36 protein-coding genes and 2 pseudogenes are annotated in these 26479 nt (G+C 68.4%); 34 read left to right on the top strand and 4 right to left on the bottom strand.

The features are described 5' to 3' along the window. Positions 1-1630 (bottom strand): reverse transcriptase/maturase family protein (locus BJF83_RS18920; RefSeq protein WP_075927374.1); only part of this gene is annotated, 1630 nt, incomplete at its 3' end. Positions 1631-2168: 538 nt separating this feature from the next. Further along, positions 2169-2891, bottom strand: a pseudogene (locus BJF83_RS18915) (ISL3 family transposase); the annotation flags it as partial. A 515-nt stretch (positions 2892-3406) separates the two neighbouring features. On the opposite strand from BJF83_RS18915, the gene BJF83_RS18910 reads away from it, so the two are divergent. The 31 genes from BJF83_RS18910 (at position 3407) to BJF83_RS18755 (ending at position 23239) form a co-directional block, all read left to right on the top strand. After that, the gene (locus BJF83_RS18910; protein ID WP_075927370.1) at positions 3407-3700 is read left to right on the top strand and encodes a hypothetical protein; all 294 of its coding nucleotides are present in this window, start codon (positions 3407-3409) and stop codon (positions 3698-3700) included. A gap of 76 nt (positions 3701-3776) precedes the next feature. Continuing rightward, entirely contained in the window at positions 3777-3992 is a 216-nt protein-coding gene (locus tag BJF83_RS18905) for a hypothetical protein (RefSeq protein WP_075927369.1), read from the top strand. After that, positions 3985-4416, top strand: a complete 432-nt coding sequence (locus tag BJF83_RS18900) for a hypothetical protein (RefSeq protein WP_075927368.1) — start codon at positions 3985-3987, stop codon at positions 4414-4416. The genes BJF83_RS18905 and BJF83_RS18900 overlap by 8 nt, the downstream gene beginning before the upstream one ends. Then, positions 4404-4736, top strand: a complete 333-nt coding sequence (locus BJF83_RS18895) for a hypothetical protein (protein ID WP_075927367.1) — start codon at positions 4404-4406, stop codon at positions 4734-4736. The genes BJF83_RS18900 and BJF83_RS18895 overlap by 13 nt, the downstream gene beginning before the upstream one ends. A 10-nt stretch (positions 4737-4746) precedes the next feature. Beyond that, positions 4747-5451 (top strand): hypothetical protein, encoded by a 705-nt coding sequence (locus tag BJF83_RS27615; protein WP_075927366.1) that lies wholly within the window; start codon positions 4747-4749, stop codon positions 5449-5451. Between the two features lie 193 nt (positions 5452-5644). After that, positions 5645-5908, top strand: coding sequence for a hypothetical protein (locus BJF83_RS18885; RefSeq protein ID WP_075927365.1), 264 nt, complete (start codon positions 5645-5647; stop codon positions 5906-5908). A gap of 120 nt (positions 5909-6028) precedes the next feature. Next, positions 6029-7093 (top strand): ParB/RepB/Spo0J family partition protein, encoded by a 1065-nt coding sequence (locus BJF83_RS18880; protein WP_075927364.1) that lies wholly within the window; start codon positions 6029-6031, stop codon positions 7091-7093. Positions 7094-7320: 227 nt separating this feature from the next. Beyond that, a complete protein-coding gene (locus tag BJF83_RS18875; RefSeq protein WP_075927363.1) occupies positions 7321-7512 on the top strand; it encodes a hypothetical protein in 192 nt (63 codons plus the stop codon). Between the two features lie 70 nt (positions 7513-7582). Then, the gene (locus tag BJF83_RS18870) at positions 7583-7984 is read left to right on the top strand and encodes a hypothetical protein (RefSeq protein ID WP_075927362.1); all 402 of its coding nucleotides are present in this window, start codon (positions 7583-7585) and stop codon (positions 7982-7984) included. Positions 7985-8064: 80 nt separating this feature from the next. Next, complete coding sequence (locus BJF83_RS18865) at positions 8065-8607, top strand: hypothetical protein (protein ID WP_075927361.1); 543 nt, start codon at positions 8065-8067, stop codon at positions 8605-8607. A gap of 78 nt (positions 8608-8685) precedes the next feature. Continuing rightward, on the top strand, positions 8686-9288 hold the full coding sequence (locus BJF83_RS18860) for a hypothetical protein (RefSeq protein ID WP_075927360.1): 603 nt from the start codon (positions 8686-8688) through the stop codon (positions 9286-9288). A gap of 176 nt (positions 9289-9464) precedes the next feature. Continuing rightward, positions 9465-9716, top strand: a complete 252-nt coding sequence (locus tag BJF83_RS27610; RefSeq protein WP_075927359.1) for a hypothetical protein — start codon at positions 9465-9467, stop codon at positions 9714-9716. A gap of 54 nt (positions 9717-9770) precedes the next feature. Beyond that, positions 9771-10856 (top strand): hypothetical protein, encoded by a 1086-nt coding sequence (locus BJF83_RS18850; protein WP_075927358.1) that lies wholly within the window; start codon positions 9771-9773, stop codon positions 10854-10856. Positions 10857-10927: 71 nt separating this feature from the next. Then, a complete protein-coding gene (locus BJF83_RS18845; RefSeq protein ID WP_075927357.1) occupies positions 10928-11548 on the top strand; it encodes a hypothetical protein in 621 nt (206 codons plus the stop codon). A gap of 145 nt (positions 11549-11693) precedes the next feature. Beyond that, positions 11694-12062: a hypothetical protein gene (locus tag BJF83_RS18840; protein ID WP_143831978.1), complete on the top strand. Its 369-nt coding sequence runs from the start codon at positions 11694-11696 to the stop codon at positions 12060-12062. Further along, positions 12026-12481 (top strand): hypothetical protein, encoded by a 456-nt coding sequence (locus tag BJF83_RS18835; protein WP_143831977.1) that lies wholly within the window; start codon positions 12026-12028, stop codon positions 12479-12481. Before BJF83_RS18840 ends, BJF83_RS18835 begins: the two co-directional genes overlap by 37 nt. Before the next feature lie 166 nt (positions 12482-12647). Then, on the top strand, positions 12648-12863 hold the full coding sequence (locus BJF83_RS18830) for a hypothetical protein (RefSeq protein WP_143831976.1): 216 nt from the start codon (positions 12648-12650) through the stop codon (positions 12861-12863). A 142-nt stretch (positions 12864-13005) separates the two neighbouring features. Beyond that, positions 13006-13245, top strand: coding sequence for a hypothetical protein (locus tag BJF83_RS18825; RefSeq protein WP_075927353.1), 240 nt, complete (start codon positions 13006-13008; stop codon positions 13243-13245). Positions 13246-13277: 32 nt separating this feature from the next. Then, positions 13278-13586 (top strand): hypothetical protein, encoded by a 309-nt coding sequence (locus BJF83_RS18820; protein WP_143831975.1) that lies wholly within the window; start codon positions 13278-13280, stop codon positions 13584-13586. A gap of 68 nt (positions 13587-13654) precedes the next feature. After that, a complete protein-coding gene (locus BJF83_RS18815; protein ID WP_143831974.1) occupies positions 13655-14497 on the top strand; it encodes a hypothetical protein in 843 nt (280 codons plus the stop codon). Between the two features lie 70 nt (positions 14498-14567). After that, the gene (locus BJF83_RS18810) at positions 14568-15554 is read left to right on the top strand and encodes a DUF4192 domain-containing protein (protein ID WP_075927350.1); all 987 of its coding nucleotides are present in this window, start codon (positions 14568-14570) and stop codon (positions 15552-15554) included. A gap of 165 nt (positions 15555-15719) precedes the next feature. Beyond that, complete coding sequence (locus tag BJF83_RS18805; RefSeq protein ID WP_158070405.1) at positions 15720-16145, top strand: hypothetical protein; 426 nt, start codon at positions 15720-15722, stop codon at positions 16143-16145. Positions 16146-16587: 442 nt separating this feature from the next. Beyond that, positions 16588-17052, top strand: coding sequence for a hypothetical protein (locus tag BJF83_RS18795; RefSeq protein ID WP_075927347.1), 465 nt, complete (start codon positions 16588-16590; stop codon positions 17050-17052). Then, the gene (locus BJF83_RS18790; protein ID WP_075927346.1) at positions 17049-17366 is read left to right on the top strand and encodes a hypothetical protein; all 318 of its coding nucleotides are present in this window, start codon (positions 17049-17051) and stop codon (positions 17364-17366) included. The genes BJF83_RS18795 and BJF83_RS18790 overlap by 4 nt, the downstream gene beginning before the upstream one ends. Beyond that, positions 17363-18559, top strand: a complete 1197-nt coding sequence (locus BJF83_RS18785) for a hypothetical protein (protein WP_143831973.1) — start codon at positions 17363-17365, stop codon at positions 18557-18559. The genes BJF83_RS18790 and BJF83_RS18785 overlap by 4 nt, the downstream gene beginning before the upstream one ends. Before the next feature lie 600 nt (positions 18560-19159). Beyond that, complete coding sequence (locus BJF83_RS18780) at positions 19160-19450, top strand: hypothetical protein (RefSeq protein ID WP_075927345.1); 291 nt, start codon at positions 19160-19162, stop codon at positions 19448-19450. A 68-nt stretch (positions 19451-19518) separates the two neighbouring features. Beyond that, the gene (locus tag BJF83_RS18775) at positions 19519-20049 is read left to right on the top strand and encodes a hypothetical protein (protein WP_075927344.1); all 531 of its coding nucleotides are present in this window, start codon (positions 19519-19521) and stop codon (positions 20047-20049) included. A gap of 79 nt (positions 20050-20128) precedes the next feature. Then, positions 20129-20506, top strand: coding sequence for a hypothetical protein (locus BJF83_RS18770; RefSeq protein ID WP_075927343.1), 378 nt, complete (start codon positions 20129-20131; stop codon positions 20504-20506). 2 nt (positions 20507-20508) lie between these two features. Continuing rightward, positions 20509-21357, top strand: coding sequence for a hypothetical protein (locus BJF83_RS18765; protein WP_075927342.1), 849 nt, complete (start codon positions 20509-20511; stop codon positions 21355-21357). A gap of 506 nt (positions 21358-21863) precedes the next feature. Continuing rightward, entirely contained in the window at positions 21864-22436 is a 573-nt protein-coding gene (locus BJF83_RS31235) for an N-6 DNA methylase (protein ID WP_394329362.1), read from the top strand. Beyond that, positions 22433-23239 (top strand): hypothetical protein, encoded by an 807-nt coding sequence (locus tag BJF83_RS18755; RefSeq protein ID WP_075927340.1) that lies wholly within the window; start codon positions 22433-22435, stop codon positions 23237-23239. The genes BJF83_RS31235 and BJF83_RS18755 overlap by 4 nt, the downstream gene beginning before the upstream one ends. Positions 23240-23399: 160 nt before the next feature. Here BJF83_RS18755 and BJF83_RS29590 read toward each other — a convergent pair whose 3' ends face one another. Further along, a complete protein-coding gene (locus BJF83_RS29590) occupies positions 23400-23531 on the bottom strand; it encodes a hypothetical protein (RefSeq protein ID WP_262391672.1) in 132 nt (43 codons plus the stop codon). Positions 23532-24009: 478 nt separating this feature from the next. Between BJF83_RS29590 and BJF83_RS18745 the strand changes: the two genes are divergently transcribed. The 3 genes from BJF83_RS18745 (at position 24010) to BJF83_RS18735 (ending at position 25689) form a co-directional block, all read left to right on the top strand. Further along, positions 24010-24636 carry a DUF6349 family protein gene (locus tag BJF83_RS18745; protein ID WP_316042305.1) on the top strand — a complete coding sequence of 209 codons (627 nt, stop codon included), beginning with the start codon at positions 24010-24012 and terminating at the stop codon, positions 24634-24636. A gap of 125 nt (positions 24637-24761) precedes the next feature. Then, the gene (locus BJF83_RS18740) at positions 24762-25193 is read left to right on the top strand and encodes a hypothetical protein (RefSeq protein WP_262391670.1); all 432 of its coding nucleotides are present in this window, start codon (positions 24762-24764) and stop codon (positions 25191-25193) included. A gap of 160 nt (positions 25194-25353) precedes the next feature. Continuing rightward, complete coding sequence (locus BJF83_RS18735) at positions 25354-25689, top strand: hypothetical protein (RefSeq protein ID WP_075927337.1); 336 nt, start codon at positions 25354-25356, stop codon at positions 25687-25689. Positions 25690-26327: 638 nt separating this feature from the next. On the opposite strand, the pseudogene BJF83_RS18730 reads toward BJF83_RS18735, so the two are convergent. Next, positions 26328-26479, bottom strand: a pseudogene (locus BJF83_RS18730) (IS5/IS1182 family transposase); the annotation flags it as partial.

Genomic DNA, 26479 nt, shown 5'->3' with positions numbered 1-26479 from the left:
GGACCTCCACCTCGTCGAGACGCCCACATGACTCGCACCGCCCGTCCAGGAGCCGGGTAACCAGCTCCTTGCGTTTGGTGTTGACCGATGCCGACCGACGGTCGGTGAGGACCGCCTTCCTGTTCTGCCTCAGCGGGATCCCGCCGAACCGTCCGACCAGTGGCTTCCTGCCGACGCGTTCGACGCGGGCCTCGAAGCGCTTGCGCGATCCGAACGGTGTCTGGGTGGTGGCCGCGTACTTGCGGGCCATCTTCGACACCGACGTGCGGTGCTTGTTGGCGAGCGTCATCAGCATCGAGGTCTCCATGACCCATTGCAGCCGGGCGAGCCTGAAGACGTCGCCGGCCATCAGGTAGTACTGGACGACGCCGCGGTACTCCGATCCGAAGGTGCTGATGATGACGTGGTCGTCCTGGTTCAGCAGTTCGGGTCGACGCGCGGGTTTGCCGCGCTTCATATACCGGGTCTGTTGGGCAGTGACCACCGAGCGGGGGACACGCAGACCGATGGTCCCGTTGACAGAGCGTCGCCTGCCGGAGACCTTCCGGTCGTTGTGAAGCACGGTGATGTCATAGCCGAGGAACCTTGCCGCGCCGGTGCGGGCGTGCGTGACGAGGGTCTTTTCTGGCGACAGTTCCAGCTTGAGTTCGTCGCGTAGAAAGTGTGCCAGGCGCCTCTTGATCTCTTCGGCTTCTGCCTTTGGTCCGGTGAACCCGAGCAGGGTGTCATCGGCATAGCGCACATACCGCAGCCGCCTATAGTCGGGATCCTGGGGATCCATACTGGGCATGCTATGGAGTTGCTTGCGCAGTTCCCGCACCTTGGCGCGGTCACCGCGCTTGCGGGCGCGTCCGATCGCCGCCCACACCCGATGAAAAGTGCGGTTCGGCTTCCTGACTCTTCCCCGGTCGTATTCAGGGATGAGAACCTTCTCAACATACTCGTCCATCTTGTGCAGGTAGATGTTGGAAAGGATAGGCGAGACAACCCCGCCCTGCGGACTGCCACTACGAGTGGCAGACCATACCCAATCCTCCATGTATCCAGCCGTGAGCATGTTCCGCGCCAGCCGCAGGAACCGGTTGTCGTGGATATTCTCACCCAGGATCCGGAGCATAACCGAATGGTCCAGCCGATCGAAACACTGGGCAATATCTCCCTCGATAAACCAGGTCGTCCCTGTCCAGGTATTGGCCACGTCGCGTAGAGCGCTGTGACAGCCTCGACGAGGACGGAAACCGTGGGAGGAGTCGGAGAACGTCGGCTCGTAGTACGCCTCAAGCAGCAGGCGGACCACCTCCCCGACGAGTTTGTCGCTCCAGGGTGGCAGGCCGAGCGGGCGCAGCTTCGAACTGCCCCGCCCTTTCGGGATGTAGACCCTTCTGGCCGGGCTCCACCGGTAGCGCTCGTGGCGCAGCACGGCGATGATGTGCTCGATCTTGCCCAGCGACATGCCATCCACGGTTTCCCCATCGACTCCGGGCGTCATCGCTCCCTTGTTGGAGTACAGACGCCCGTAAGCCAGCAGATACAACTGCGGATTGAAGAGCTGTCGATAAAGTTCATTGCACGGCAGGCCACGCCTGCCGCGTTCACGGAGGACACCCAGCACCGTTTCGGCGCTCTGCATTACGCATACCTCCCGATTCTTAGGTGTCCGATCACCTGGCCCCCTTCGCCCGATGTGGACGGCTTTCCCGTCCCCCTTGGCCGGTCGTGACTCCGGCGACTACTACGGGGCCTCCGTCGCCATAGGAAGATCTCTTCCCGTAGGCGATCCCATGTTCGTCCTTGTCGTACGTCATAGCGTGATGTAGGTGCCCCACTCATCCCCTTGAATGCCCTCGCTGGGCATCGCTCCGCACTCCGGAGGTTGCATCGGCCATGGCACAAAACCGTTGCAGAGTGCGGCGTCGGTTTCAGGTATCTTTCCGGCGGACTCGACCTTCAGTATCCTGGGAATTGGGGTTCAGGCAATTCAGCTTTCACCGTGTCACGCGGGTCTCCCGATGCGCCGTCTCTGATACCTGAGCCCGACCATCGGTTTCCTGGCATGCTCTGGTCCCCGTCACCGTTTCCGGGTTGGGTAAGCCATCAGACCCAAGAACCTCCCTTCGAGTTCTTCCCGACTGAATCGGGGATACGACAAGGCGCCACATGGCGCACTGCCACCGGTCGGCGACCTGCACAGCGTCGGGCAACGCCCGGCGGATGGCTTCGGCGTAGGCGGCGAACCCGTCGCGCACCACGATCTCGATCCCGGGGTGGTCGCGCAGCCAGGCTTGCAGGGTGTCGGCGGTGCGGTCGGGCAGGACGTCGATGCGGGTGTTGGTGACCGCGTCGGTGAGCACGGTGGCGTATCGGCGGCCCCGACGCAGCGCGAAGTCGTCCACCCCCAGCACGCGCGGCACCGGATGCCTGGGCAGGTGCAGGCGCATCAGGTTCCGCAGCGCGGTGTTCTTGGAGATTCGTGTGGCCAGGGCGGACAGCACTCGGGTGCTCGCCCGTCCGGCGAGTTCGCGAACCACCGTGCCGACCTGGGCGGCCAGGCGGGGTGTGCGCCGCTGGTAGCGGGCCAGGACACCGGGTAGCTGTTCCCGGAAGGTCTGACGGGGACAGCCGAGAGTCGGACACGCCAGGCGGCGCACTCGGACTACGACGGACACTTTCCTGGCGTCCACGGGGGTGTCGGTGAGGGTGCGCTGGTGGTAGGCGTGGATTTTCGCTGAGGGGGCTTCGCACAGCGGGCAGGGGGCAGGCCGGTCGGGGGTCCGGGCGCGGAGCCGTATCTGGGTGCCCTCGTCGAGAACTTCCTCGATGACCAGGGGGAGCAGACCGGAGAAAACGATCTTCAGGAGTTCCTTGACGTCACACTCAACCGAGCGTGACAGGACGATGCCCTACGTCACCACCGGAATGGGGACAGAGCCCTTATCTTTACAGTCCCCTGGGATCACCTCAGTGGGCGGACCTCACCCGCCGCATCCGCAACGAGTGGGGCATTACCGTCCACCAGCAACACAACCGGGACTGAGCAACAACCAAAGGGGTGCCCTTCCCGCCGGCAACGGGAAGGCCACCCGCTCTGGAAGGCCGTCAAAGCCGCCACCAGCAACGATTAACCTCCGCCGCATCCCACAAACCCCCTTCGGGTAAAAGCGGCTGTTCTAGCGAAAACCAGCGAAGACCCAACAAAAACACCCCCCTCTCCGGGGTGCTGTGCGCCACGGCATGAAGCCCGCCCGAAGCGACGTAGACAGGAAGCCGGGACACGGGTCGACGCCTGCGACCCAAACCCTCCGGATCTCTGGAGCCAGCCATGTCACCCACATCCCCACCCCCGTTCCCAGACCTGAACAAGCACGATGGGCGCACCGTGAGGTGGAGACATTGGGAACGCGCGGCCGTGATCATCTGCCCGCCCGCTCCCGGTTGCACCAGGTGCGGCACCCGTGAACCCGGATGGTTCACCGTCGGGGAGGTCGACCCCCGACCCGGAGAGACGTTCACCGACGTGCGAGACCTGCCGTCCACACGCCGCCCAGGCCGGACCCGGCAGGTCCGCGTGCAGGTGCCCGCCTGGCCGATCGCCCGCCTGATCGCCGTGTGCTGCTACGGCTGCCACGACATCGCCCTCTACGACCGCGACGGTGCCGACGGATTCGCGGAGATCCCGTACATGCGCCCCACCCTGTTCTGAAAGGACCCCCTGTGACCTGCCCGTTCCGCTGCGCGCGGCCGAGCATCGTGGAGCTGACGTGAATCAACCTCGACCTGTGGTGGTCGTGAACCGCCTCCTGTGGCCGGACCGTGCCGTCCTCCACACCGACCCGGTCACCGGGGTGACGACGATCGTCGTTCCGAATCAGCGGGTGGCCGACGCCGTCAACACCGACCTCGACGACCAGCATGCACACGCGGAGTCTGTGCGCGCCGCTGCCACGGCCCTCGACCGAATCATCTCGGGCCAGAACGGAGCAGACGATGGATGAAGGGTTCGGGGACTTCATGCGCGAGAACAAGTTGACCCCTGAGCAGCAGGACGAGCTGGTGGCGTGCGCTGACCTTGTCGGCCGGTCGGGTGCGACGGAGTTCTCCCTCGCCGCGTTGGAGGAGAACGTGCCGGTCGAGCAGGGCCGGTGGTGGGCGTCGGCGATGTACCAGGGAGCGCGCATCGCTGTTGAGGAGCACACCCACCCCGCGGCGGCCGCGCGGGCGCTTGCCGAGCGTCTGCTGGCCGGGGCGCGCTGCACCGGCTGCTCGGGGCTGGTTGCGTTGTCCTCCTCAGGTGCGGTCGCGTTCGGGCTGACCCCCATGGCGGACGGGTCGTCTTGGGATGGATCTGAGGCCGGGCGCCGCCGCCAGTGCTTGTGGAGGCGTGTCGGTGCCCGGTGGGAGCGGGCGTGCGGCCGGTGAGCGCCCTGTGGCGCACCCGGAGGGCGCTGGCCCGGACCGCTGCCGGCCTGGGGATGCGACTGCGGTCGCGCGACGCCGCAGCGATGGCGGCCGCCGTCGTGGAGGAGCTGGGCCAGGGCCTGGTTGACGAGGACCGGGTGTCACCCCCGGAGTCGCCGCCGTTGATCACCGGCCGACCGATGTACGGGCCGTGTCCTGGGTGTGGGCGCGATGGCGCGTTGGTGCGGTGGTCGCTGTACGTTGCGGCCTTGCCTGACCCGGTGAGGGCGGGATCGGTGGCGGTGTGTCAGGTGTGCGGGTACAGCCCGTTCGCGCGGTGAGGAGGTTCTGGTGACGCAGACTCTGCCCGAACCGATGGTGGGGGAGGTCGACCCGTTCCCGACCACGTCGTTGGAGGAGCTGGAGGAGGAGACCCGCGCTGGGGTGGAGTCCGCGGTCGCGGGGGCGGTCGCGGCTTTCGGGCTGGGGGCGTTGGCGGTGGCGTCGGCGGCTGACCAGGTCGCCCAGACAGTGGAGGAGGCACTACACCGGGCCATGGTGACCGGGGCCGCGCTGGGTCGTGTCACTGAACCAGTGATCGGCAGGCGTCAGAGCCTGGGTGGCACCGGGGTGGTTCTGCCTCCGCTGCGGGCGGTGGTGTCGACGGTCCTTGACGGTGAGATCGCCCGTGAGCTGCGTGAGTGGCTGGGGCGGGCCGGGCAGGCGTTGCAGGCGACCTCGGTGGGGTCACGGTCCTTGCGTCTGGAGCGGATCGTGCGTGGGCTGTGGGCGTGGGTGCTCACCAGGATCCATCGGGCGGTCAACGCGGGGGCGGTGTGGGCGGCGAGCTCGGCCGGTGTCGGGCTGCTGTGGTATGTGCGTGTCGATGAGCGCACTTGCCGCCGGTGCATGCAGATGCAGGGCCGAGTAGTGGCATCAGCGAACCTGCGGTTCGCGTGGCCAGACAGTGGCCTGGGCGCGGTGTGGGCGGGGTTCGACGGTCTTCCTCCCCTGCATCCCCGGTGCCGGTGTTTCGCGCGTCCCTACGTGGTGTGAGCCGGGTTCAGATCCTGTCCTCAGCGATCGCTGAGGACAGGCTTTCTGCTGCAAAAATTCCTCGATCTATTTTGCTTTCCTGGTCGATTTGAATTGTTTTTAGAAAGTCAGGAGGCTAGGATTAAGTCACAAGATAAAGAGTTAAACAAACTCTTGTTTCTTCTAAATTGAACAGGGATTAAGGGGAAAGAAAATGGCTCAGCGTGCCCTCACCCTCCAGGAGCTCGTCGACATCCTGACCAACTACGTGGCGGTGCTCGGCCCGGACGCCCCCGTCCGGCTCGCGACCCAGCCCAGCTGGCCGATGGAGTACGAGATCTCCGCCACCGCACCCACCCGCCCCGTCTCCAACGAGAACGGAGCGATCGCGAAAAGCGGAGTCGTCTACCTGGCAGCGGGTGAGCAGCTCGGCTACCTGACCAGCGAGGCCCGTGAGGCGCTCGGCTGGGAGGAGTAACAAGCCCCACCGCCGGCCCCCGGCTAAGCCGGGGGCGGCCCCTGCCCTGTTCGCCAACGAAGCCCGCCCAGCGACCCCTGACACCGACACCCCTGCCGCACTCCCGAGAGGACACCCGAAATGACCACCCAGAAGACCAACGCCAAGCCCAAGTCCGCTACGAAGTCCCGCCCGAAGACCAAGCCCACCCCCAAAGAAACCCTGGAGGAGCTCCAGATCGGCCGCGTCATCGCCGACCCCGACCAGCCCCGACAGTTCTTCGACCAGGACAAGCTCGACGAGCTCGCCGCGTCCCTGAAGGAGCGAGGCCTCAAGCAGCCCGTCGTGGTCCGCTGGGTCCCCGCCCTGCGCAAGTTCGTCATCGTCATGGGCGAGCGGCGCTGGCGGGCCGCCAAGCAGCTCGGCTGGAAGACGATCACGGCTCGCGTCACCACGGCTGATGGGCCGGTGCTGCTCGACCAGATCGCCGAGAACACCGCGCGCGATGACATGACCCCCATGGAGGAGGCGAGGGCGTTCCACCGAGCTGTGCAGATGGGATACACGGTGGAGGATGTAGCCGCTTCCTGCGGTAAGTCGACCGCCTACGTGCAGTGGCGCATGGACCTGCTGTCCCTGAACACCGATGCTCAGGACGCGGTCGACGCTGGACACCTGCCGCTCAACGTTGCTTGGTACATGCGGGAGCTGTCGTCTGACGCCCAGCAGGCCATGCTCAGCAAGTGGGTGCGCGGCGAGTTCGCGAGCGTCAGAGACGCCGAGGCCGCAGCCAAGGCGAGGCGCAGCATCGAGAGAGACGAGCAGAGCGAACTGTTCCACGTCGAGGAACTGACCCCCGCTGAGAAGGACCAGCTCCGCCGGGACCGGGCCCGCACCATGTCCAAGATCGACCAGCTTTCCAAGGCGGGCGAGCTGCTCGCCGAGCTGGCCGGCATGGACCCGGCGGCCCTGGCCCAGCAGCTCCACGGCGTCGCCGGGGGAGCGGCGGTCTACCAGGAGCGCCTGGCCGCCTTGCAGGCGACCGCGAGCCGCGCCGTCGCCAACATGAGGACCGCGGCGGCGTTCCAGACAGCCGGTGAGATGGGCCGACCAGTTCTGGTCGAGCCCACGGGTAGGGCTGGCGCGGAACCGGAGGCGGTGACTGGTGGCAAGCCGGAGAGAACGGAGGCCACCGGCGCCGCCTGACTCCACGAGGCAGGCACCCCTGGCACTCGGGGGGTGCCTGCCGTTCCACTTCCGGAGGGGAGAACTGTAGGCGCCCCGGCTCCTGAATCAGATGGAGTGGGGTCGCACCCGAACACTCCGACGGTAGACGAAATACCAGGGAAGCGAGAATGTGTACGGGCAAAAGTCTGTGGATTATGATTTAGATATAAGAAAACAGAAACTTCCGAAAGAAAAAGGAGGGCAGCATGGCCGACGCCCCCACCGTCCACGACATCAAGCCCGGAAACATTGTCTCCGTCCCCTCCTACCACGGCGGGGAGGACACCGTCACTGCCTGCGCCGTCTATGAATACGACGGCTTCGTGTACGTCACCGACGAGACCGGTTACCAGTGGACGCTCGCCCCCCACACCCCGGTCCGGTTCATCCACCGTTGACCATCGGGCCCCGGGAAACCGGGGTCGCCCCCTTCCCCTTCCTGGCACACCCCCTCTGAAAGGAACAGGCGTGGACGCGCGCACCACCAACAAGATCACCAACATCAGCGAGGCTGCGAGTGAGGAACTGGAGCGGGTGGCCCGCATTCTCGGGGCCGTTCACAGCACCCAGGAGCCGGAGTCGCCCACCACAGCAGAGCGCGCCGAGCAGACCCTGGCGACCATCGAGGAGGCACGCGCCCTGGCCGACACCAAGCCGTGGCAGGTCCGCGACCAGGAGACGGCGTTCCTGGTCAGGCTCGCCAAGGCCACCCGGCACCTCTCGCTCGCGGTGGAGTTGCTGGACGAGGCCCAGCGCGGCCCCGAGCGGGCCACCCGGGTGCGCTTGCGCACCGTCGGCGACCTTGTCTTTGACCTGGACGCGGACCTGACCGAGGCGGAGGAACTCCTCCGCGCCTTGGCCACGGCCTGACCCGTACGGCGCCCCCGGAAGCCCCCGGGGGGCCGCCCCCTGTTGCCCGACTCCGGCCCCACCACGAGAGGAAGAGCATCATGACTACCCCCGAGCAGTTGCGCGAACAAGCGGCCGTCAAGATTCAGGAGGCACACGAGTCCTTCGAGCGGTGCGACACCGACGGGTTCCTGTCACAGTGGGCGCACGGCGTGGAGGCCAGCCGCCTGGAGTTGGAAGCGCGCATCGTCGAGGCCGGCGGGCTGTGGGAGTTCCCGGCCCTGTTCGACCTGCACGGGGCCCTGGTCCCCGCCAAGCAGATCCAGACCCAGTACGGCACCCGGTGGGCGCTGCTGGACCCCGCCAACCCCGACGGCCGGTTCCGCGGGTTCTTCGGCCCCTCCGAGGCGGCCACGTCCAAGGCGCGCAAGGCTTCCGACGCCCGCCGCGGCGGGTTCTTCGTCGGCCTGGTGCGGGTCCCCGCCCGCGCGGTCCTGCGCGGGTCGACGGCGGTGAACGTGCGCGCCGTGGCCGAGCGCACCGACGGGTGCTGGGACCCCGACGCAGAGGTGGTGTGCAACGGCCAGGGCGAGGACCTGAAGAACGGGCTCGGCGGCGTCTACGGCCGCTACTACACCGAATGACCCCCTTTGAGTTCTGACATCCGATGATCCTATGAATCGGTGGGGTGGTTGCGACCACCCCACCGGAGAGGCACCCCCATGCAGGCACCCGCAGGCCCCTACCACCACGGCACCAACATCTACGACCTGTCCCACCACCGCCACACCGCCGAGGAGGTGCGCGCCTGGGAAGGCCAGGCCGTGGAGCTCACCACCGTCTCCGACCCCGACCGTGAGATCCCCGAGCGGATCTTCCCCAACGTCACCCTGCACCTGACCACAGGGCGCTCCGGGGCGGTCTACGTCAACGTGCACCAGATCCTCGGTTCCACCACCAAGGACGGGTTCGCCCACATGGCCAGCGAGTTCGCGGAGTGGATCACGCTCGCGGACATCGTGCGGATCCGCGCGGCCACCACCTACGAACCGGCCAGGCGCACCTACACCGACCAGGACATCGCCTGGCTGCACGAGCGAACGGTCTCCCTGGTGCGCGAGCACGAGGTGCTCGGCGTCCTGCAGCGCGTGGTCTTCCAGAACCACGTGCTGTTGGTGCCCTACCTGGGCGCGCCGAAGGTCGAGCTGCACGAGATCGTCCACAGCTACACGTCGCCCACCGGCGCGGAGGTGTCCGAGCTTCGGCTCGCCGCCACCCTGCCCGCCGCGGAGATCGCGTTCGTCATGGAGGTCACGAACCAGTGAGCCCGCCGGTGGTGCGGCACCCGGCCGGTCGCCGTGATCGAGAACCAGGGTCGAGGAGGCGACACCACGCTGCGCCCCCTCAACCCCAACGTCGCCGAGCTGTTGCGCGACATCAGCAGCAGCGCCGGGACTCCGACGGTCGGCCCGTCCAGGAGGAGGACTGGTGCGACCTGCTGGTGGAGGAGTACGACACCGAACGGCTCATCCAGCGGTCCGGCCCCAGCAGGCGCAGGTTCGTGGTCCGTGAGTTCGACGAGGACGGGTACGCCACTCCGTCCATCGTCACTCTGGCGCGCACCCACACCTACAGCGCGGCGCTCCAGACGACGCGGGCCAGGCCCATGAACCCCACCACCGTCCGCGCCCAGCTGTGGATGGGCCGCACCCGCGCATGGGTGCAGTTCTACCCCGACCCCGACCAGCACTGACCAACACCGTGGCCCGGGGCGGACGCCCCGGGCCCCTGATCCCCGAGGAGGATCATGCTGTCCGAACCGTTGCCGCACACCCGGATGCGGATACCCGAGCCCGTGCCACGGGTCACGGACACCGACGTCCAGGACCCGATCGACCCCGACATGGGCCGCACCGCCACGGTCACACGCGCGGGCACGGTGTTGTGCACGATCACCGATGACCCCCTCGAACCCGCCTACGTCAGCCACGCCCCAGGCGGCGACGACAACGTAGACGCCTACATCCGTGCGTGCCGCAGAGCCGACGGGCAACCGCCCACCATGGCCGAGTGGTGTGAGGCGCTCCTGGAGGAATACGACACCGGTGCCTACATCACATACGTGTCCGAGGACGAGCACGTTGTGCGCTGGTACGACCAGGCCGGCGGCCGCCACCTTTCCAGCGTCGCCGCGCCCGCGTCGGCCAGCGACTACCGAATCATGCAGGCCGCCCGCACGGACCTGCACGACGGGATCCGCCGCATCGAGGTGTGGCTCGGCGCGGGGCACGGGTGGGTGAGCGTCTACGACGCCGACCAGCCTCCGCCGAACGTGGACGGTGGGGGAGTCGTCCTGCAGCACACCGGCCTGTACATGCCCACCGACCGGGTGCGCCTGGCCGAGGTGCAGCGGGTGGAGCTGCGCTACGCCGCCGCGGCCACAGCCCAGGTGTACCTGGGCGAGACGCTGGTCGGCACCGTCGAGCAGAGCCCGTGCGATGAGTGCGAACACGGCTACGATGCCGGCACCGTCCTGTACCGGGCCCGCGGCTTCCCCCTGGCGGAGGAGTGGGACCGGGTGGTGGTGCCCAGCCGGGATCGGCACGGGGTGCCCGTGGACGAGGGCGCGCTGGTGTGGTGGCTGCTGGAGGAGCACGCCTACCAGGAGGCGATCGCCCGCTGCGAGGCGACCCCCGGTCTGTGGCTGCACCGAGTGACCGACAGTGACGGCCGACGCCGCCGGTGCGTGCACACCGACCTCAACGTCAGCGGATACGAGGACGCCCTGCAACGTGCCCCACGTCTGCGCCTGCCGGCGTCGGCGGTGCGCGCCGAGTTGTGGATGGGCACCGAACGCGGCGGCTGGGTGACCTACTTCGACACCACCCACTGACCGTCCCCTTCGCCCCCCATGTGGGGCGACCCGCCCGGGTGGCCCCGACCCTTCTCAGAAAGGCACTTTCCATGAATCGCGCAGGATCGCCGGTCGGCCCGTTCCGGTACCCCACCGCCGATGATCCCCGGCCCCGTTTCGACCCCCGACCCACCGAGGGCGACGTCGCCCGGTGGGACGGCCAGCCAGTGCGCGTGACTCTGGTCGCGGGCGACTTCGACGACGGGTGCCGGATCTTCGACACCGTGCTCGTCCAGCCGGTTCCCATGAACGGCGGGCAGTTCCTGCTCTCGGTGACGCAGCTGCTCATCCCCCGCACCGAGTTCGGGTTCACGGTCATGGCCAGCCAGTACGCCGGCATGTACTTCGGCAACGAGCTCATCGACATCGGTCCAGACACCACCCGCTACCCGGTGCGGCGCACCTACACCAGCACCGAGATGTACCGGTACGCGGGCCACGGCGCGCGGATGACGTTCGTTCGCGCCCGGCCCGGCGAGCCCATCGAGCACGGCACGGTCTACCACCAGGTGCAGATCGCCATGGACTCGGCGACCAGTGACCTGGTGCGGGTGTTCCGGGTGCTGGCGTCGCGTACCGGAGCCGACGGCCGTCGCGAAGCGACGCGGGTGTGCGAACTGGCGCCGGTGCCGTTGGCCGAGATCGCGTTCGCGATGCAGGTCGTCGAGTAGCCGCCTGTCGGGCCCACCGCAAGGGCGGTGGGCCCGACAGAGCCGAAGAAAAAACCAAGAATTCAAGGGCGAATTAAATGGAAATATGTAGGTTTGTGGAATAGGATTCTTGTATAAGAAAGAAACCCAAAGAAAGGAATTAAGAATGTCTACCGTTGAGAATTTTCGGCACCGGCAGATGCTCACCAAGGACTTCGACGAGGAGACCTGGAAGGTGATCTACGAGCTGTGCGGAGTCCCCTACCGGGACTACCCACCCATGCCCAGAAAGGACAATCTCATTCCCTTTTTGGCCTTCCCTCTCGCCTTGAGGGTCGTCTCTATCGAGCGCGCTGATCTTCTCGACGGCTGGACGGCCGATGACCTTCACACCCTGCGCACTTGGCAGGACGAACGCCACGAGGCCGCATGTCGGGAGGCGGCTGAGCAGCAGGCCGAGGCCAACCGCGCCGAAGCGGCCCACATCCAGCAGCAGGCATGCAGCGCCTGCTGGCTCATCCCGTGCTGCTGCTGACCCCTCACCCCGGAGAGGGGGCCATTCCCCCCTCCTACACCCCCAGCAACCTCGCCCACCTGCACGGGAAGACGGTCACGGCGCTCCGCGACACAGGCAGCGACCGCCCCAAACAGCGGAAGATCTACCGTGGCCACGTGCAGGTGGTGCCCTACCCGGACACCCCCGAGGTCGAGCCGCACGAGATCACCGGCAGCCACGCGTCGTCGGCGGGAGGCGGCACACAGGCCATCGCGCTGAGCCGCGCCGCGACCGCGCCCGTCGCCGAGCTCGCGTTCGTCATGGCCCTGCCCGTACAACCCCCTGCGGTCCCGGGGCGACTCCTGGCCCAAGTGGTGGAGTCGCGCCTCAACGCCTACGGAACTCCCGGCGCGGCGCGGGTGCGTGAGCTGGGTCCAGAATCACCCGAAAATAAATAGAATTTCGGGGGCTTTTTAATGGCCTTAGGGAAGTCGGTGGAATAGGATTTAGATGTAAGAAAGAAACAGAAAGAAAGGTTTTAAAATGGCCAGCGTTCAGAATTGGTATCCACAGGGAATGCTTTACCGGGGCTTTGATGAGGCGACCTGGAAGCTCGCTCACGAGATGAGCATCTCGTCGTACCCGCGCTACCGGCCCTACCCGCCCCTGGCCGACAGCGCTGACGTCCACTCCCTCCTCAAGGTGGGCGACGAGATGTCCAGCATCGAAGCCGACCGGGCCAACCTGCTGCGCACCCTGTCTGCTGAGGACCTGCGCACCCTGCGCACCGCGCAGGACCAGCGTCAGGCTCAGGCCGCTCGGGAGGCGGCTGAGGAGTAGGCCGAAGCCACCCGGAGCCAGAGCCGCACGCGCCCTGTCCGCTGGCTCATCCCAGCGGACAGCGGCGAATGCGGCTGCGACCCACACCATCCCGCAGGAGGGGCCAATGCCTCCTCCCCCTCACCCCCTGGAAGGAAACGCCATGCCCACGGACGAAATCCCTGGCACGGGGCGGCGGTACGTTCTGCCGCATACCGAGATCAGCCTCAGCACCCCCGTGATGGTGTCCGACTACGGAGAGTTGGCGCTGTCCAGCGGCATCGCCGTCACCACCCGGCTGAACATCGACGGCGTCGACGTCGGCGTCATCGAAAACGGGGGCACGGGCGGGCCGACCCTGCTGCGGACCATCAACTCCCACCGGCCCGCGTGGCGGGCGTGATCGAGGGTGCCCGAGGTCGCCATGACGAGCCCTTGGACGAGGAGACGCTGGCCGACGAACTCGTCAACGAGGCCAGCTTCGCCAAGGTGGTCGCGTCCGTCGCCCGCTCCCGAAAGAGGTACGCGATCCGTGTCGTTGAGGAGCTGCCAATGAGCAGCGGCGACACGGTGGTGGCCACCTGCCAGGTGCGCTATCCGGACGTGGTCACCTTCGCCAGCACTGTGACCCTCACGCCAGAGCGGGTGCCCCACATGTTCGGCCTGGTCGAGATGTCGGGGGATGTCGTATCCGCCGAGGCCTTCGTCGACGACCGCTGGGTGCGGTTCCACCCCGCTCCCTGACACCTACCCCCCGCCCCCGCTGTGGCCGCCCTGTCGGGCGGCCACCCGCCACTACAGAGAGTCAGGAAATGGTTACCTTTTCTGTCACGTTGGGCAAGCTCCCCGGACAGTCGCCGCACGTCCTCGAAGTGCGGGACGCCGTCGACCACACCCACGACGTGTGGCACGGCGTCCGGATGCGCCTACGGCAGATGCTCGTCACGGCCACCACCCCGCACCAGGCCGTGCTGGTCGCCTACGAGCACTACCCGCGCCTGAACCCGGCGCACGTCACCTTGCCGACGATCACCCGAGAGGCCGCCGGACAGGTCACCACCTGCGCCCGCGACAGGGCCGCCCTGCGGGCCCTGTGCGAGACCCTGCCCCGCATCGAGGAGGATCACCTGCCCGCCCTGTTCGTCGGCGTCGACGCCCAGGGCACGGTCCTGGACCAGGGCACGCTCGACCAGGCTGGCGCCCACCCCGACATGCACCAGGTGGTGGGCATCCGCCCCTGGGTGCCCAGGCAGAACGCCGCCCCGCTGAGCGGGCTGTGGACCTCAGCCCAGGTGCACATCCCCGACGTCGTCGGCCCCATCCCCGCGCTGGTGGACGCGTTGGAGCAAGCCTCCCTTCATGTGGCGAGGCCCTTGTTCACCGAGCAGGGAGTGCGCGTGTACCTGGAAGGCATACGGGCGTGGAACACCCGCGTCCCGCCGCCCGCCCAGGTCCGGTTGTTCACCCGCGCCGACGACGGCGATGACGGCGGCCGGTTGGTGGAGGTCGAGGTGACCCCGGCGTTGCTCGACCGGGAGCACGCCGTGTACGGCGAGCACGCCACCCCGGTCGGCCCGCTGCCCTGCGGCCTGTACACCCTGCCGTTGCCGCGCATCGCGCCCGCTTGGCACCTGACCCCGCTCACCCACTCGTAGCCCCCTCCCTTCCCCCCTTGTGGGTGCCCGCTCGGGTGCGCACACCCCCTCCTAGATAAGGACAACGGCTGTGGACGCCGACCAGATCACAGTGACCTCCCCCAACGACACCCTCGCGATGATGCCCTACCTCGTGGGCACCCCGCCCGACCCCGGCCTGGTGGTCCTCACCATGAAGGACCACAGAGTGGGCTCGGCCCTGTGCCGCGACCTCCACCAGACCAGCACTGGCGGCGAGCGTCTCGCCGAAGCTGCCATCACCCACGCCGTAGCCGAAGGCTCCGACGCCTGTTACGTGGTCGGCTACGGGTCCGGTGCACAGGTCACCGCCTACATCGACGCCATCACCGCCGCCGCCCGGCGGCATGGTCTGACCGTCGTCGACGCCCTGCGGGTGTGCGACGGCCGCTACTGGTCCTACCAGTGCACCGACTCCGGGTGCTGCCCGCCCGAGGGCACCCCGATCGATCCCCACCGGTCCACGCTCCCCGCTGAGCTGGTCCTGCGGGGGCTGACACCCGAGCCGTACCGGCACCCGACGACCGCACCGGCAGCCCGGGGTCTGGAGCCCGACGCATCCGTACGACCGGAGGAGTTGACGGCGGCCACAGTCGAAGCCGAAGACGCGTTCCTGTGGGACCGCGCCGCGCAAACCGTCAACGACCACGGGGCGGCGGCGGTGCGCGAGGCGATCGACGCCGCCCTCACCGGCACCGGAGCGCGCGGCGTCACACACCTGGTCCGTTTGGCCGTGGCCCTGCGTGACGTGCAGGTCCGCGACGCCGTGTGGTCGGCCATCACCCCCGAGACCGCCCGCACCCACCTGGACTTGTGGTCCCGCGTCACCCGCACGGCGGCCACCGGGGACCGCGCCGCCCCCGCGTCCCTGGTCGCCGTCGCCGCTTGGCAGCACGAGGACCTGTCTTTGGCGCAGGCGGCGCTGGACGTGGCGCTGACGGCCGACCCGCACTACACCATGGCCCAGCTCGTGCAGCAGGCCCTGATCGTGGGTCTGCCCGCAGAAAAGCTGACCGAGTTCCTCAACCGCCGCCGCTGAGAAACCGCTGGAGCAGGACCCCGCAGCGGGGTCCTGCTCCTGACCACACCCGACACGGGCAACCACCCCACCCCGAAGGAGTCTCCATGCACGCCCTGACCCACACCGGCCTGCGCGTTTCCGACCCGGATGTGCGCCTCGTCCTGGCCCCCGCCACCACCGACCGTGAGCCCATCTTCGCCGGAACGCTGCACCTGGACGGTCGCCCGGTGGCGCGCGTGCACACCGACCGCACCAGGTACGCCCCCCCTGAAGCCCGACGGTCTGGAGCGGGTGCGTGCGCTCATCCAGTCCAGCCGCGCGGCCGACGGTCACCGCGTCGACGCCGAGGCCTTCTTCACCGCGCTCGTGGTCGAAGCCACCTACGACGCCCTGGTCGTCGATCTCGACCCGGCCACGGGCGTGTTCCTCATCCGCGTCCTGACCACCGCGGGCAACGACCGCAGCGCCCGCCACGCGCTCGATGGCGCGCGGACCTACGAGGAGGCGTTGGCGGCCACGCCCGAGCTGGTGCTGCCCATCTACGCCGTACGCGCCGCCCTGTGGATGGGCCCGGACCGCGGCTGGGTCACCTTCTACGACGCCGACTAACCCTGCCCACCCCCTTGTGCGGGGGCGTCCGGCCGGGCGCCCCCGCACCCCCTTCGAGAACGGAGACCCCTGTGCCCGAATACACCCTCACCCTGTCCCAGGTCGACGCGGACCCGCCCACCCTGTTGGAGGTGGCCACCGGTGCCGACTACACCGGCCATACCTGGCACTATGACCGCATCCACCTGTGGCAGGAGCGCGTGGACGCCCCCACCGTGCAGGCCGCGATCCTGCACGCCTACACCCGCTACCCCGAGGCCGACACCACGTTCATGACGCGTCCCCGGATCTCCCGGGAAGCGGCCGGGCAGGTGCCCACCGTCGCCTGCGACCGGCTCCGGATCCGCGACCTGACCACCGGCCTCCCTCGGATGGTGCTCAGGCACCTGCCCGCCCTGTTCGTCGCGTCGACGCCCAGGGCACGGTCCTGGACCACGGTCCCGTGGTGCGGGAGGCGGGGTGCCACCCCGACACGGTCGCGGTGCTGGGCGCCCGGCCGTGGGTGCCGCGCAGCGACACGGCGCCGCTGGGCGGGCTGTGGGCGCCGGTGCGCGTCCACAGCCCCGACACGGTCGGCCCCCTGCCCGCCCTGGTGGACGTCCTGGAGTCCACCATCCACGCCATCGACCCGCTGTTCACCCCCCAGGGTGCTGCCCTGCATCTGCGGGCCGTGCGCCGGTGGAACGCCCGGGTGCCCGCGCCGTGCCGTCTGCGCCTGGGCGTGAGCGTGGATGACGGTCCGGAGCGGGACCTGGACGACCTGACCGGGGACGAGGTGGCCTCCGCTGAACGCCTGGTGGTGGTCTCCCCCCAGGCCGGTGACTGCTGGGGTCCGTTGCCGTGCGGCCTGTACCAGCTTCCGGTTCCGCCCGTGGCCGAACCCTGGCGTCTGGTGGCCCAGCGATGAGCGGCCCGCTCCAGGGGTTGCACCTGCGCCAGGTGCGGACCCTGGACCTGCGCCACGGCACAGAGGTGCGCGACCAGGTGTGGCTCGCAGACGAACAGCTCGGGACCTTGGAGCGCGGCGGCTGCTCGTGCCTGTGCGACTACTTCCCCGGGTGCCGACTGGTATTCCACGGCGACACCATCGCCCTGCACCAGCGGTGGATGGAGCTGGTCGAGGCCGAACGCCCGTCTGATGGCGGTGACCCGGACACGACGGAAGAGCAGATGTGCCGGCGGCTGCTGCGCGACCACGAGCGTTCGGAGCCCGGGACGTGATCGCGCGCGTGCGGGGGCTGGCCTCCGGGCCGCCCCCGCGGGGCGTGGTGTCCCTGGGCTTGGGCGTGGACTCCTCCGCGCTCGTGGCCGCGTGGGCGTTCGGCGCTCTCCCGCTCCCCTGGGACTGGGAGGACATGGCGGTGCTCATCGCCCAGACGGGGGATGAGTGGCCGATCACGAAGCAGCTGGTGGAGGAGCACCTGTTCCCGCTGTTAGCTGAGCGGCGGGTGCGCACCATCCAGGTCGCCCGCGCGGGCCCGGTCCAGGCCGACGGGGTGACAGTGTTCTCCGATACCCGCGCCCCCACGGTGTGCCACATCGAGGGCGACTACACCCTCGCCGACGAGCTGCTGGCCGCGGGGACGGTACCGCAGGCGGGGGGAGCGCGCCGGTGTAGCCAGAAAGCTAAGGGATTCCCGTTGGACCAGACCATCGCGCGGATCACGGCGGGACGCCCCTATGAGCACGTGGTGGGGTTCGAGGTCGAAGAGCAGGGGCGGGCCGACCGCGACCGCGGGTACGGGCCTGCCCGGCGCGTGGCCCGGTACCCGCTGATCGAGCACGGCTGGACACGCCAGATGTGCAGCAACTACCTGCTCGCCGAGTTCGGCACTCCGTGGGCGAAGTCGTGCTGCACGTACTGTCCCTACGCGCTCACGTCCCGGGCCGGGCGGGCGCGGACGCTGCCCCGGTATGTGGCCGACCCCGCCCAGGCGATGCTGCCGCTACTGATGGAGTGCACCGCTGTGGCGTTGAACCCGCGGCAGGGCTTGATCGCGGGGGAGCGGCTGCACGACGCGCTGGCCCGTCACCCGGGCGGGGAGCGGGTGTTGGACCGGTTCGCGGCCCACCTGGAGGCGCAGACATGGGCGGTGTACCACGTGCGGCGAGTGTGGCAGCGTGCGTCCGCAGGCCCGGAACACCCAGGATCGGTGACCCGTGACCTCCAAGTCGTGGCGCGGGGGAGTCGGGGCGAGATGCACGCCGAGCTCGCGCGGGCGAATGGAGCGCGGGCGGCTGAGGACGGCGTCGAGCGTGTCTGGGCTCACCAGCGCACCTGGAATGACTCCCACCCTGCGCGCGAGGAGTTGTGGGTTGCGGCCCCTGCCACGGCGTCACCGAAGAGGGGACCGGCATTCGCGGAGGCGTGGGCGCGCGCCGAAATGATGGAAAACCAGACTTCGCTGATTTGAGAAAATTCCCAGAAAAATGCAGGACTCAAAGTGGAATTCTCTTGTGGGAGACAATCCCGCGTATTATGATTGAGTTATAAGAACAAAAAGAAGGGAAAACAAAATGGCTTCCCTCTCCACCATTCCCCCTACCTGATCGAGGCCGGAACCCGGGTGGCCCTGGTCCTCCACAACGGCCTCCGGAAGGCGGGCACGGCCAACGGGCGGATGAAGGAGGGGCGGGGCCTGGCCTGGACCCTCTCCATCGCTGGGATGGATGGCAAGGCCACACCTTCGACGGGGACGACATTAAGGACATCACCTACCTGGGCTAACGCCCACCGGCCCCACCTTCGGGGTGGGGGCCACCACCTTGCTACCTCCGAAGGAGTCGCATGATGAGCACCTCCATGCTGGGCAGTCGTCACTGTCGGCACCACATCAGCTGCCTCTGCCACAGCGGCGGGATCCACGCTCGCGCGGGCTGGAAACGCGCCCACCGTCGCAAGGCACGGGCCGAAGAGAACCGCGCCTGGCTCAGCCAGACCTGGTGAACAGCCGGGCGGCCCAACCCGCTCCCGGACCGCCCCTGACCACGAACCAATCAGGAAGGAAGTCCACATGAACTCAACCCCCGATGTCGTCGCGGGGACCGCGGATCTGCCCAACGCCCCTTCTGGCCAGTACACCCGGGCCCGGGAAATCCTCCCAGGCGCCCTTGTGTGGGTCCTCGTGAGCGACGTTCCCTGGACCCTCCAGGTTCTCGGCATAGACGAGGCCGAAGGCGGCCAGAGCTACACCCTGACCGGTGACCGGTTCCTCCAAGGTCCGGAGTACCCGCCGATCCCCTGCGAAGTGTTCATCGAAGGCAACCCTCTCGTCAGCGTCAGGACCCCTCAGGCCGCCGACTAGCTGCCCCCAGTCGGCGACCCGGCGCACTCCCGGGTCGCCCTTCACCCCCTACACCTAGGAGTACGACCATGCGCGTCCCCGCGCACCTGCTGCCCACCTACGAGCCCCAGGGCACCACCCTCATCCGGCACGTCACCTTCCACCGCGACCCCATCGCGGTGCTGGCCACCGGCCTGACCCACGAGCGCACCCGCCAGGCCGCCACCGCGCTCAACGCCGCGGTGGCCGCCGGCGTCGCGCACGGGCCCTGCGACACGATGCGCGAGATCTCCCGGCTGCTGTCCCCCGCTGAGGAGGAGGTGACCTTGGGTCACCTCGACTACCGGGTCGAGCGCGACGAGCACCGCGCCTGGCTGGTGGGTGGCCGCGACGACCAGATCCCGACCGTGGTTCTGGGCGGCCCGCGGCGCAGCACGTTCCACCCGGCCGAGGACGTCCGTCACGAACTGGATTACGCCTTCGGGCTCGGCCAGACCGCCGCAGTGGTGGCCCCGCCCTGCTGGGACTGCGGCGCCGACCCGGGCACGGTGTGCGCAGCGGAGTGCCGCCAGGAACTGCCTCGGGTGCTGCCCCCGGGGCTTCGTCCCATCGCCTCCTGACCAGCAGGGGCGGGCCACCCCGCCCGAATGCCACTCCTCTCAAGAAAGGCATCCGATGATCCCACCTCTCCATCACTGGGTGGCCGACGCCACCGGCCGACACCACACCGAAGGCACCGACCACCGCACCGCCGACGTCCTGCTGGCCATCGTCAGCGCCGCCCTGGACCGCCACACCCCCGCCACCCTGCCCACCCCCGTGCGGCTGTGCGGCCACCGCCGACCGACCCCGGGTCCGGACCGGGACCAGTGGGACAAGGCCCACCCGCCCTACCGGCCCACAGGCGACATCGAGCTCGGCGAGTGGACGCGCTACCGCCGCGTCTGCTCCACCAGCGAAGTGACCATCTGCCTGGGCTGCTCCCGCAGGGCCAACCGCCGCGTCATGTGGCCCTGCCCCGAATACGCGCACCTCGAGCGCGCTTTGACCCGACGCAACGACGACACGAACGGATGAGGATGAACGACACCGATCAGCGCACGAGCCCTGGACCGGACCTGAACGCGACGGTGCAGTGCGCGGGCGCGGTGTACGACGCGTGCGGCACCCTGGACCCGCGCACCACCGGCATCGTCTTGGCCATCGCCAGGAAGATCGTGGGTGCCCACAGCCCGCAGGCGCGCCGCGCCCCCGCGTGGCTGTGCTCCCACCCTGAGCCCGCCGCCGGCAGCACGATGTTCGGGCTGTGGCTCGTGGCCCACCCCATCGACGCCACCGAGCTGTCCGAGGAGGAGGCGCTGCGCGGGCGGCGGATCTGCACCACCGACCACGTCACCGTGTGCGCACAGTGCTCACGCAAGTATGAGGGTCTCATCGAGTGGCCGTGCCAGGAGCACACCGACCTGGCCGAGGCGGTGAGGGCCCACCAGTCCACCCGGATGGTGCCGGAGACCGTGTACTGGGTGAACGGGCTCGGCGGCCGGATCATCGCCCAGTCCGGTGACGCGGTAGACACGGTGATGTGGGCGCCCCAACAGGCGGACACGTGTGCGGGGCTGCTCAACATGGCCTACCAGACCGGGCGGCTCCAGGGACCCTCCATGGAGGGGCGGCCCCTGTACGAGGCGGTGCCAACGTCCACCCTCATGGCGGCGGTGGCGGTCGACGAACGGGTGCACACCCCGGTGATGCGCACCGCCCAGGCCCAGGCGCTGGCCCAGGCGTGCAAGGACGCCTACGCCCGCGGGTTGGATGCCGCAGAGCGGGCGATCTTCGCCCAGCCCTGTCCCCACTGCCACGCTCCGGGCGGCATGCCGTGCACCTCGGATTGCGTGCCCACCGTCGTGGCCGCTCGGACGGGTGTGTGATGCAGATGGAGACGCTGCCGCTGTTCGACCTGCCTGGGCAAGAACCTCCCGCGCCGAAGACCGGCCCCGCCCCGACACCGCCCTTCGTGGCCGCGACCGGCACACCGCAGCCGGTGGCTGCCAGGCCCACCCCGGCCGGGGAGCCAAAGGCCGCCGCAGCATCCACCGGCTGGATGCCACCTGCCGACATGAACGCGGCGGTCGTGCGCATGGCCGAGGCCGTGACCGACTCCTGGTTCGGCCACCACATCAGCGGACGCATCGAGCTGCCGCTCAGCGCACTGGCGGCGATCGCCTGGCACGGCCCCGAACCCGAGCACGCCCCGGGCGCCACCACGGAGATGTTGGGCTGGGACACCGACCACACCCTGGGCTACATCCGCTCCCAGTGGCGCAGGTTCGGCCGCCTGCGCCCCGACCTGGCCAACCCTGCCGCCCCGTTCCTGCTGGCCTGGTTGGGCGACACACCCCTGACCGAGCGGGAGGAGAAGGCCGTCCACGCCGTCGTGCGAGCGGCGCTGCGCGCGAACCTGTTCTCCCTGACCCTGCCCGACGCGCGGTTTGACGTCGACCTGTTCGGCGTCACCCTCACCTTGCTCAAGGCGGGCGGCGCGAACAAGGCCGGGGCCGCCTACTACACCCCCTCGCACATCGCCGACGTCATGGCTCGGATCCTGGGGCTGACCGACGAAGCGAGCATCCACGAGCCCGCCTGCGGGACCGGTGGCCTGCTTCGCGCCGCTGCGGCACTCATGCGCGACCGCGGCCGTGACCCGCACACCGTCGAGTGGGTGGCCGTCGACATCGACGAGCTCGCGATCGCCTGCCTGGCCGCGAACGTCATCATCTGGGACCTGGGCTACCAGGTGCTGCTCGGCGTCGCGGACGTCCTGACCGAGCACTGGATCCCCAAGGCGCGCAAGATGCGCGCGGAAACCATCACTGTCGCCCTGGAAGCAGAACGTGCACGCAGGGTTCTGGACGCGGTCATTGCTCTGGAGAACCCCACCCCTGAACCCGAGGCGGCCACATCCGGTGCGCCTGCCTCACCCACCCCCATGGAGAAGGAAAGCCTGTGAAGATCCCACCCGAAGTCCTGGAGGTCCTAGTCAACGACCAGGTGAGCACCGACGGGCCATTGCTGCGGTTGCCGATGCGGCTGGACCGTGCACTGTACGAGAAGGTCAACCGGGTCCTGATGGCGGCCGGGGGTCGTTGGGACGGATCCAAGGGGGCGCGCGGGCACCGGTTTGACCGGCCCGCCGCCCAGGTCCTGGCCCAGCTGCGCACCGGCGAGTACACCACCGCCAAGGAGCAGGGGTTCGTGCCCGCTCCGCCAACCGTGGCGGCCGAGCTGCTCAGCTGTGTGACGCTCATCCCTGGTGCCCGGGTTCTGGAGCCCTCAGCCGGGGACGGCGCTCTGGTGCGGGTGATCGCCGCGACCGGCGTCGACGTGGAGATCGACATGGTCGAGAACAACGTCGAGCGCGCCCAGGAGCTGCGTGCGCTGGTCACTGATGGGACGGCGCGGAGCCTTTACCAGGCGGACTTCCTGGGTCTGGTGCCGCCTGACCCGCAGTCCCTGTTCGACCTGCCGGGCTGCACCGAGCTCTACGACCTGGTGGTGATGAACCCGCCGTTCGACGCCCAGGCCCGGCACGTACTGCACGCCTGGAAGTGGCTCAAACCCGGCGGGCAGCTGGCCGCGATCGTCTCGGCCGGGCTCACCTTCCGCGAGGACCGCATTCACGGTGACCTGCGCGCCCTCATCGAGGAGTGCGGCACCATCCTGCGCGGCCGCGTCCCTGACACCGCGTTCGCGCCCTCCAGGGTGGCGCACGTGACCACCGTCATCGTCACCCTGCGCAAGTCCCAGGCGTGACAACGGGGGACCCCCGCTACTGCAGATAGCGGGGCTCCCCCTTCCTCCCCAACTGTAGGAGAAAGGGAAGCTCCATGGCACCACGCAAGAAGACCACGAGGAAGAGGAAGCGGAGCGGCACTCCCCGGTTCACCCCTCACAGCCTCGGCGCGCTCATCGACTACGCCTTGGCGGTGAGCAGCCCCGGACAGCTCGACGCCTTCGCCGGCACCGCGGCCCGCCTGGACGAGCGGCACAGCTTGACCAACCGGGTCGCGGTCGCGGTGCAGCGCCCGGCGCGACCGTCGTCCACGGCAAGACCACCTGGCGCGAGCTCGGCTACCGTATCGGCACCGGCCAGAAGGGACTGGCGATCTTCTATCGCCGCTCCAGGGCCACCAAAGGACCCATAAGCGCAGATCAGGACAGCACCAACCCCACCTCCCGATCCGACTCCGAGCAGGCGTCACAGGCCACTACAGGAGCCTCCCCGCAGGAGCCTCAGCGACGTTGGGGCGGGTATGGCGTCACCTACGTGTGGGACGCCGCCCAGGTCGTCCCCCTGGGCTGTGAGTGCACAGGAGCGTGCTCCTGCCAGCGGCCTCCGGTGCCCGCACCGACCTCCGCCGGGGTAGACCACGATGGGTTCGCCGTGCTCGTCGACGCCGCACTCGAGCGCGCCGAGACAGGTGGGGAGGAGGAATGACGGCCACCCCCCACGATGGTGAGGACGGCGAGGACGACCCGCTTGCGGTGAAGTGCCGTAAGTCTGGTGCGGACGTCGGCCGACCGTGTCACCGCTGGTGCGTGTACGCACCCGCGGACCCCGAGAACGTCGACTCGTGCCCCGGCATCGACGGCACAAGTGGCGTCGCCGGGCATCCGGGCGCGCTGATCGAGGGGATCCTGGGGGGCGGCTTGTGAAACCCCTGGTGACCACCCCCATCACCGGATGCCGGGTCTCGGTCGTGTCCGTGCTCCGCGACGAGTACGAGCCACTGCACGAGACCGAGACTTCGCTGTTCCACCTGCGGTACTGGTCGACCTGTCCCACCTGCGGACACACCGGCCCCTACCGCACAGACGAAAACGAGGCGGCCGAGGACGGGCACGACCACGCCTTCCCCGGCTGGCGAAACCTGCCCGTCATGGGAGCGCGCCCCTACCACGAACACCGAGGGGCGTGCGCCGCTTGGGAAGCCGACGCACTGCGCGTGTACCCGCAGGGATGGTTCGAGGCCGCTGGACCGATCCTCACCGAACGCCCCGGAGGCGGTACCCGGCACGTGCCTGGGCGCGCCCCTGGCGGAGGCTTCGACATCGGCATCCCGACTCCCACCCGCCGCCCGTCCGCCGAGGCTGAACAACTCGACCTCTTCGACATCGCAGGGCAGCGCCTGAGAACCGAATGCACCTAACTCTTCCACGAGCCTTGATGCTCAACACCAGAAGCGCAAACGCGAGAGCCCCTCCTAGGCCCTCATCCACAGCCCCACCGGGGCCGGGCACCACGCCCGGCCCCACCACTGATGAAGGAGAACCTTTGCACGACGACGTGCCAGCCGGGCCCGCACTGGCCACCTGCTCCTACCAGGAGTTCGACCCGCGGATGGGGACGGCGATCCGTACCACCGTGGGAGCGCCCCGATGGGCGCTGTCCTACACCCTCGCCGGGCACGCCCAGCTCATCACCCCCACCCGGGACATGCTCGGCCTGGACCGGAGTCCGTACCGGAAACGTTACGAGGCTCGACTGTCAGCGACGGGCCTGTACCGGATCGCGACCGAACTCCGCAGTCTGGCTCGGGGAAGACTTGAGCCTCTGGTCCTGCTGTGTTTCGACCGGTTGGGCAAACCGGGGCCGGACTCGTGGTGCCACCGCACCATGTTCGCTGTCTGGTGGGAGGAGCAGACCGGGGTGGAGGTGCCCGAACTGGGGGCAGTGGCGTTGCCGGAGCCACCCACGCTGTTCTGAAGGGGAAAGCCGGGGTCCGCTATGCATATGTTGCACGGCGGGCCCTGTATTTGCGAGGTGCGCAAATTCATGAAAAATATAAGGGCAACAATGGAAACTGAAGGGTCTTTGGAATAGAATTAAGTTGTACCGACAAAGCACCAAAAAGACAGGATATAAAATGGCGGACAACGGCACCAAAGTGGCGTCTTTCACTCCGGCTCAGGAGGGGGCCCAGCTGGCCATCCTCTTGGACTGGGCGGCCCATGAAGGGCTGGCGGATTTCGAGGACACCATGTGGGTCAAGTACCTCCTCGGCAACGGCGGCGCCCACACTCAGCCCCTCAACCCGGAGAAGGCGGACCTGGTCAGGGACTTCCTCCTGGATCTCCTCACCCGAATCGAGAAGAAGGGCACCCTGGTCCGGTCCGGGGCGTGCCAGGCGGTGACCGAGGTGGCCATCACCTTTGGCTGGTCGGACCAGACGAGCAGGGAGACGTGTGTGTGCAAGGGGTAGTCGACCCCACTCACTGAGGGCTCCCTGGACACCGTGTCCAGGGAGCCCTCAGTGGTGTCGGTCCTAACGGAACTCGATCCCGGCAGATGCATGCTGCCCAGAGCTTCGATAGCTGCGGGCTATCATCCTTGATGATGGCGCAGACGCCGGAGATGGTAGCTGCACACCCCCATCCCAAGGGAAGACCCAGGTGCGATTCCTGGTCGGCGCTCCACCCTCACCCCCGGGAGTGCCGAGCCCTTGGTCCTGCTGTGTTTCGACCGGTTGCGGAGACCGGGGCCGGACTCGTGGTGTCACCGCACCATGTTCGCGGTCTGGTGGGAGGAGCGGACTGGGGTGGAGGTGTCCGAGCTGCGGGCGGCACCGCCCTCTCCGGCACTGCCACCGTGGACTTTGTTCTGATGGTGTAGCGGGGGGAGGGCATGCCCTCCCCCCGCTACACGTTTCGGGGATCACCAGTCGTTGCGGAATCCGGCGTTAAAGGGTGAAGAGGTTCGCGCGGTTCACAGATCAGTGGGCAACCTATGAGAACGGGGCACCTGGAGTACGAGTGAGCAGGATCTGATTCGGTGAAAATTAAAGAGAAATCCTTGGCTTCTGCATTAAAACCAGAGCAACCATAGAATAGTGAGCCTTTTTCATCCTGCTTCGCGGAGTTGAAGCACCAGCACCGCGCGGGTGATCTGGCCGACCCGGTGCGGGCAGCAGCGTAGGCGGCGTAGGACATCCCAGTTCTTGAGTTGGGCGATCGCGCGCTCGCCGGGTGCGCGGAGCTTGGCGTGGGCAGAGT

The organism is Nocardiopsis sp. CNR-923 (assembly GCF_001942255.1).
In the GTDB taxonomy this organism is placed as follows: domain Bacteria; phylum Actinomycetota; class Actinomycetes; order Streptosporangiales; family Streptosporangiaceae; genus Nocardiopsis.
Note: the sequence above shows the minus strand (reverse complement) of the source record. Positions and strands in the feature narration are given on the sequence as shown.

Excerpts from the sequence above, each read along its gene's own strand:
- BJF83_RS18900 (WP_075927368.1), top strand. The coding sequence starts at position 3,985 with ATGGATGAAGGGTTCGGGGACTTCATGCGCGAGAACAAGTTGACCCCT.
- BJF83_RS18885 (WP_075927365.1), top strand. The coding sequence starts at position 5,645 with ATGGCTCAGCGTGCCCTCACCCTCCAGGAGCTCGTCGACATCCTGACC.
- BJF83_RS18880 (WP_075927364.1), top strand. The coding sequence starts at position 6,029 with ATGACCACCCAGAAGACCAACGCCAAGCCCAAGTCCGCTACGAAGTCC.
- BJF83_RS18875 (WP_075927363.1), top strand. The coding sequence starts at position 7,321 with ATGGCCGACGCCCCCACCGTCCACGACATCAAGCCCGGAAACATTGTC.
- BJF83_RS18865 (WP_075927361.1), top strand. The coding sequence starts at position 8,065 with ATGACTACCCCCGAGCAGTTGCGCGAACAAGCGGCCGTCAAGATTCAG.
- BJF83_RS18860 (WP_075927360.1), top strand. The coding sequence starts at position 8,686 with ATGCAGGCACCCGCAGGCCCCTACCACCACGGCACCAACATCTACGAC.
- BJF83_RS18850 (WP_075927358.1), top strand. The coding sequence starts at position 9,771 with ATGCTGTCCGAACCGTTGCCGCACACCCGGATGCGGATACCCGAGCCC.
- BJF83_RS18845 (WP_075927357.1), top strand. The coding sequence starts at position 10,928 with ATGAATCGCGCAGGATCGCCGGTCGGCCCGTTCCGGTACCCCACCGCC.
- BJF83_RS18840 (WP_143831978.1), top strand. The coding sequence starts at position 11,694 with ATGTCTACCGTTGAGAATTTTCGGCACCGGCAGATGCTCACCAAGGAC.
- BJF83_RS18835 (WP_143831977.1), top strand. The coding sequence starts at position 12,026 with ATGCAGCGCCTGCTGGCTCATCCCGTGCTGCTGCTGACCCCTCACCCC.
- BJF83_RS18830 (WP_143831976.1), top strand. The coding sequence starts at position 12,648 with ATGAGCATCTCGTCGTACCCGCGCTACCGGCCCTACCCGCCCCTGGCC.
- BJF83_RS18825 (WP_075927353.1), top strand. The coding sequence starts at position 13,006 with ATGCCCACGGACGAAATCCCTGGCACGGGGCGGCGGTACGTTCTGCCG.
- BJF83_RS18815 (WP_143831974.1), top strand. The coding sequence starts at position 13,655 with ATGGTTACCTTTTCTGTCACGTTGGGCAAGCTCCCCGGACAGTCGCCG.
- BJF83_RS18790 (WP_075927346.1), top strand. The coding sequence starts at position 17,049 with ATGAGCGGCCCGCTCCAGGGGTTGCACCTGCGCCAGGTGCGGACCCTG.
- BJF83_RS18780 (WP_075927345.1), top strand. The coding sequence starts at position 19,160 with ATGAACTCAACCCCCGATGTCGTCGCGGGGACCGCGGATCTGCCCAAC.
- BJF83_RS18775 (WP_075927344.1), top strand. The coding sequence starts at position 19,519 with ATGCGCGTCCCCGCGCACCTGCTGCCCACCTACGAGCCCCAGGGCACC.
- BJF83_RS18765 (WP_075927342.1), top strand. The coding sequence starts at position 20,509 with ATGAACGACACCGATCAGCGCACGAGCCCTGGACCGGACCTGAACGCG.
- BJF83_RS18735 (WP_075927337.1), top strand. The coding sequence starts at position 25,354 with ATGGCGGACAACGGCACCAAAGTGGCGTCTTTCACTCCGGCTCAGGAG.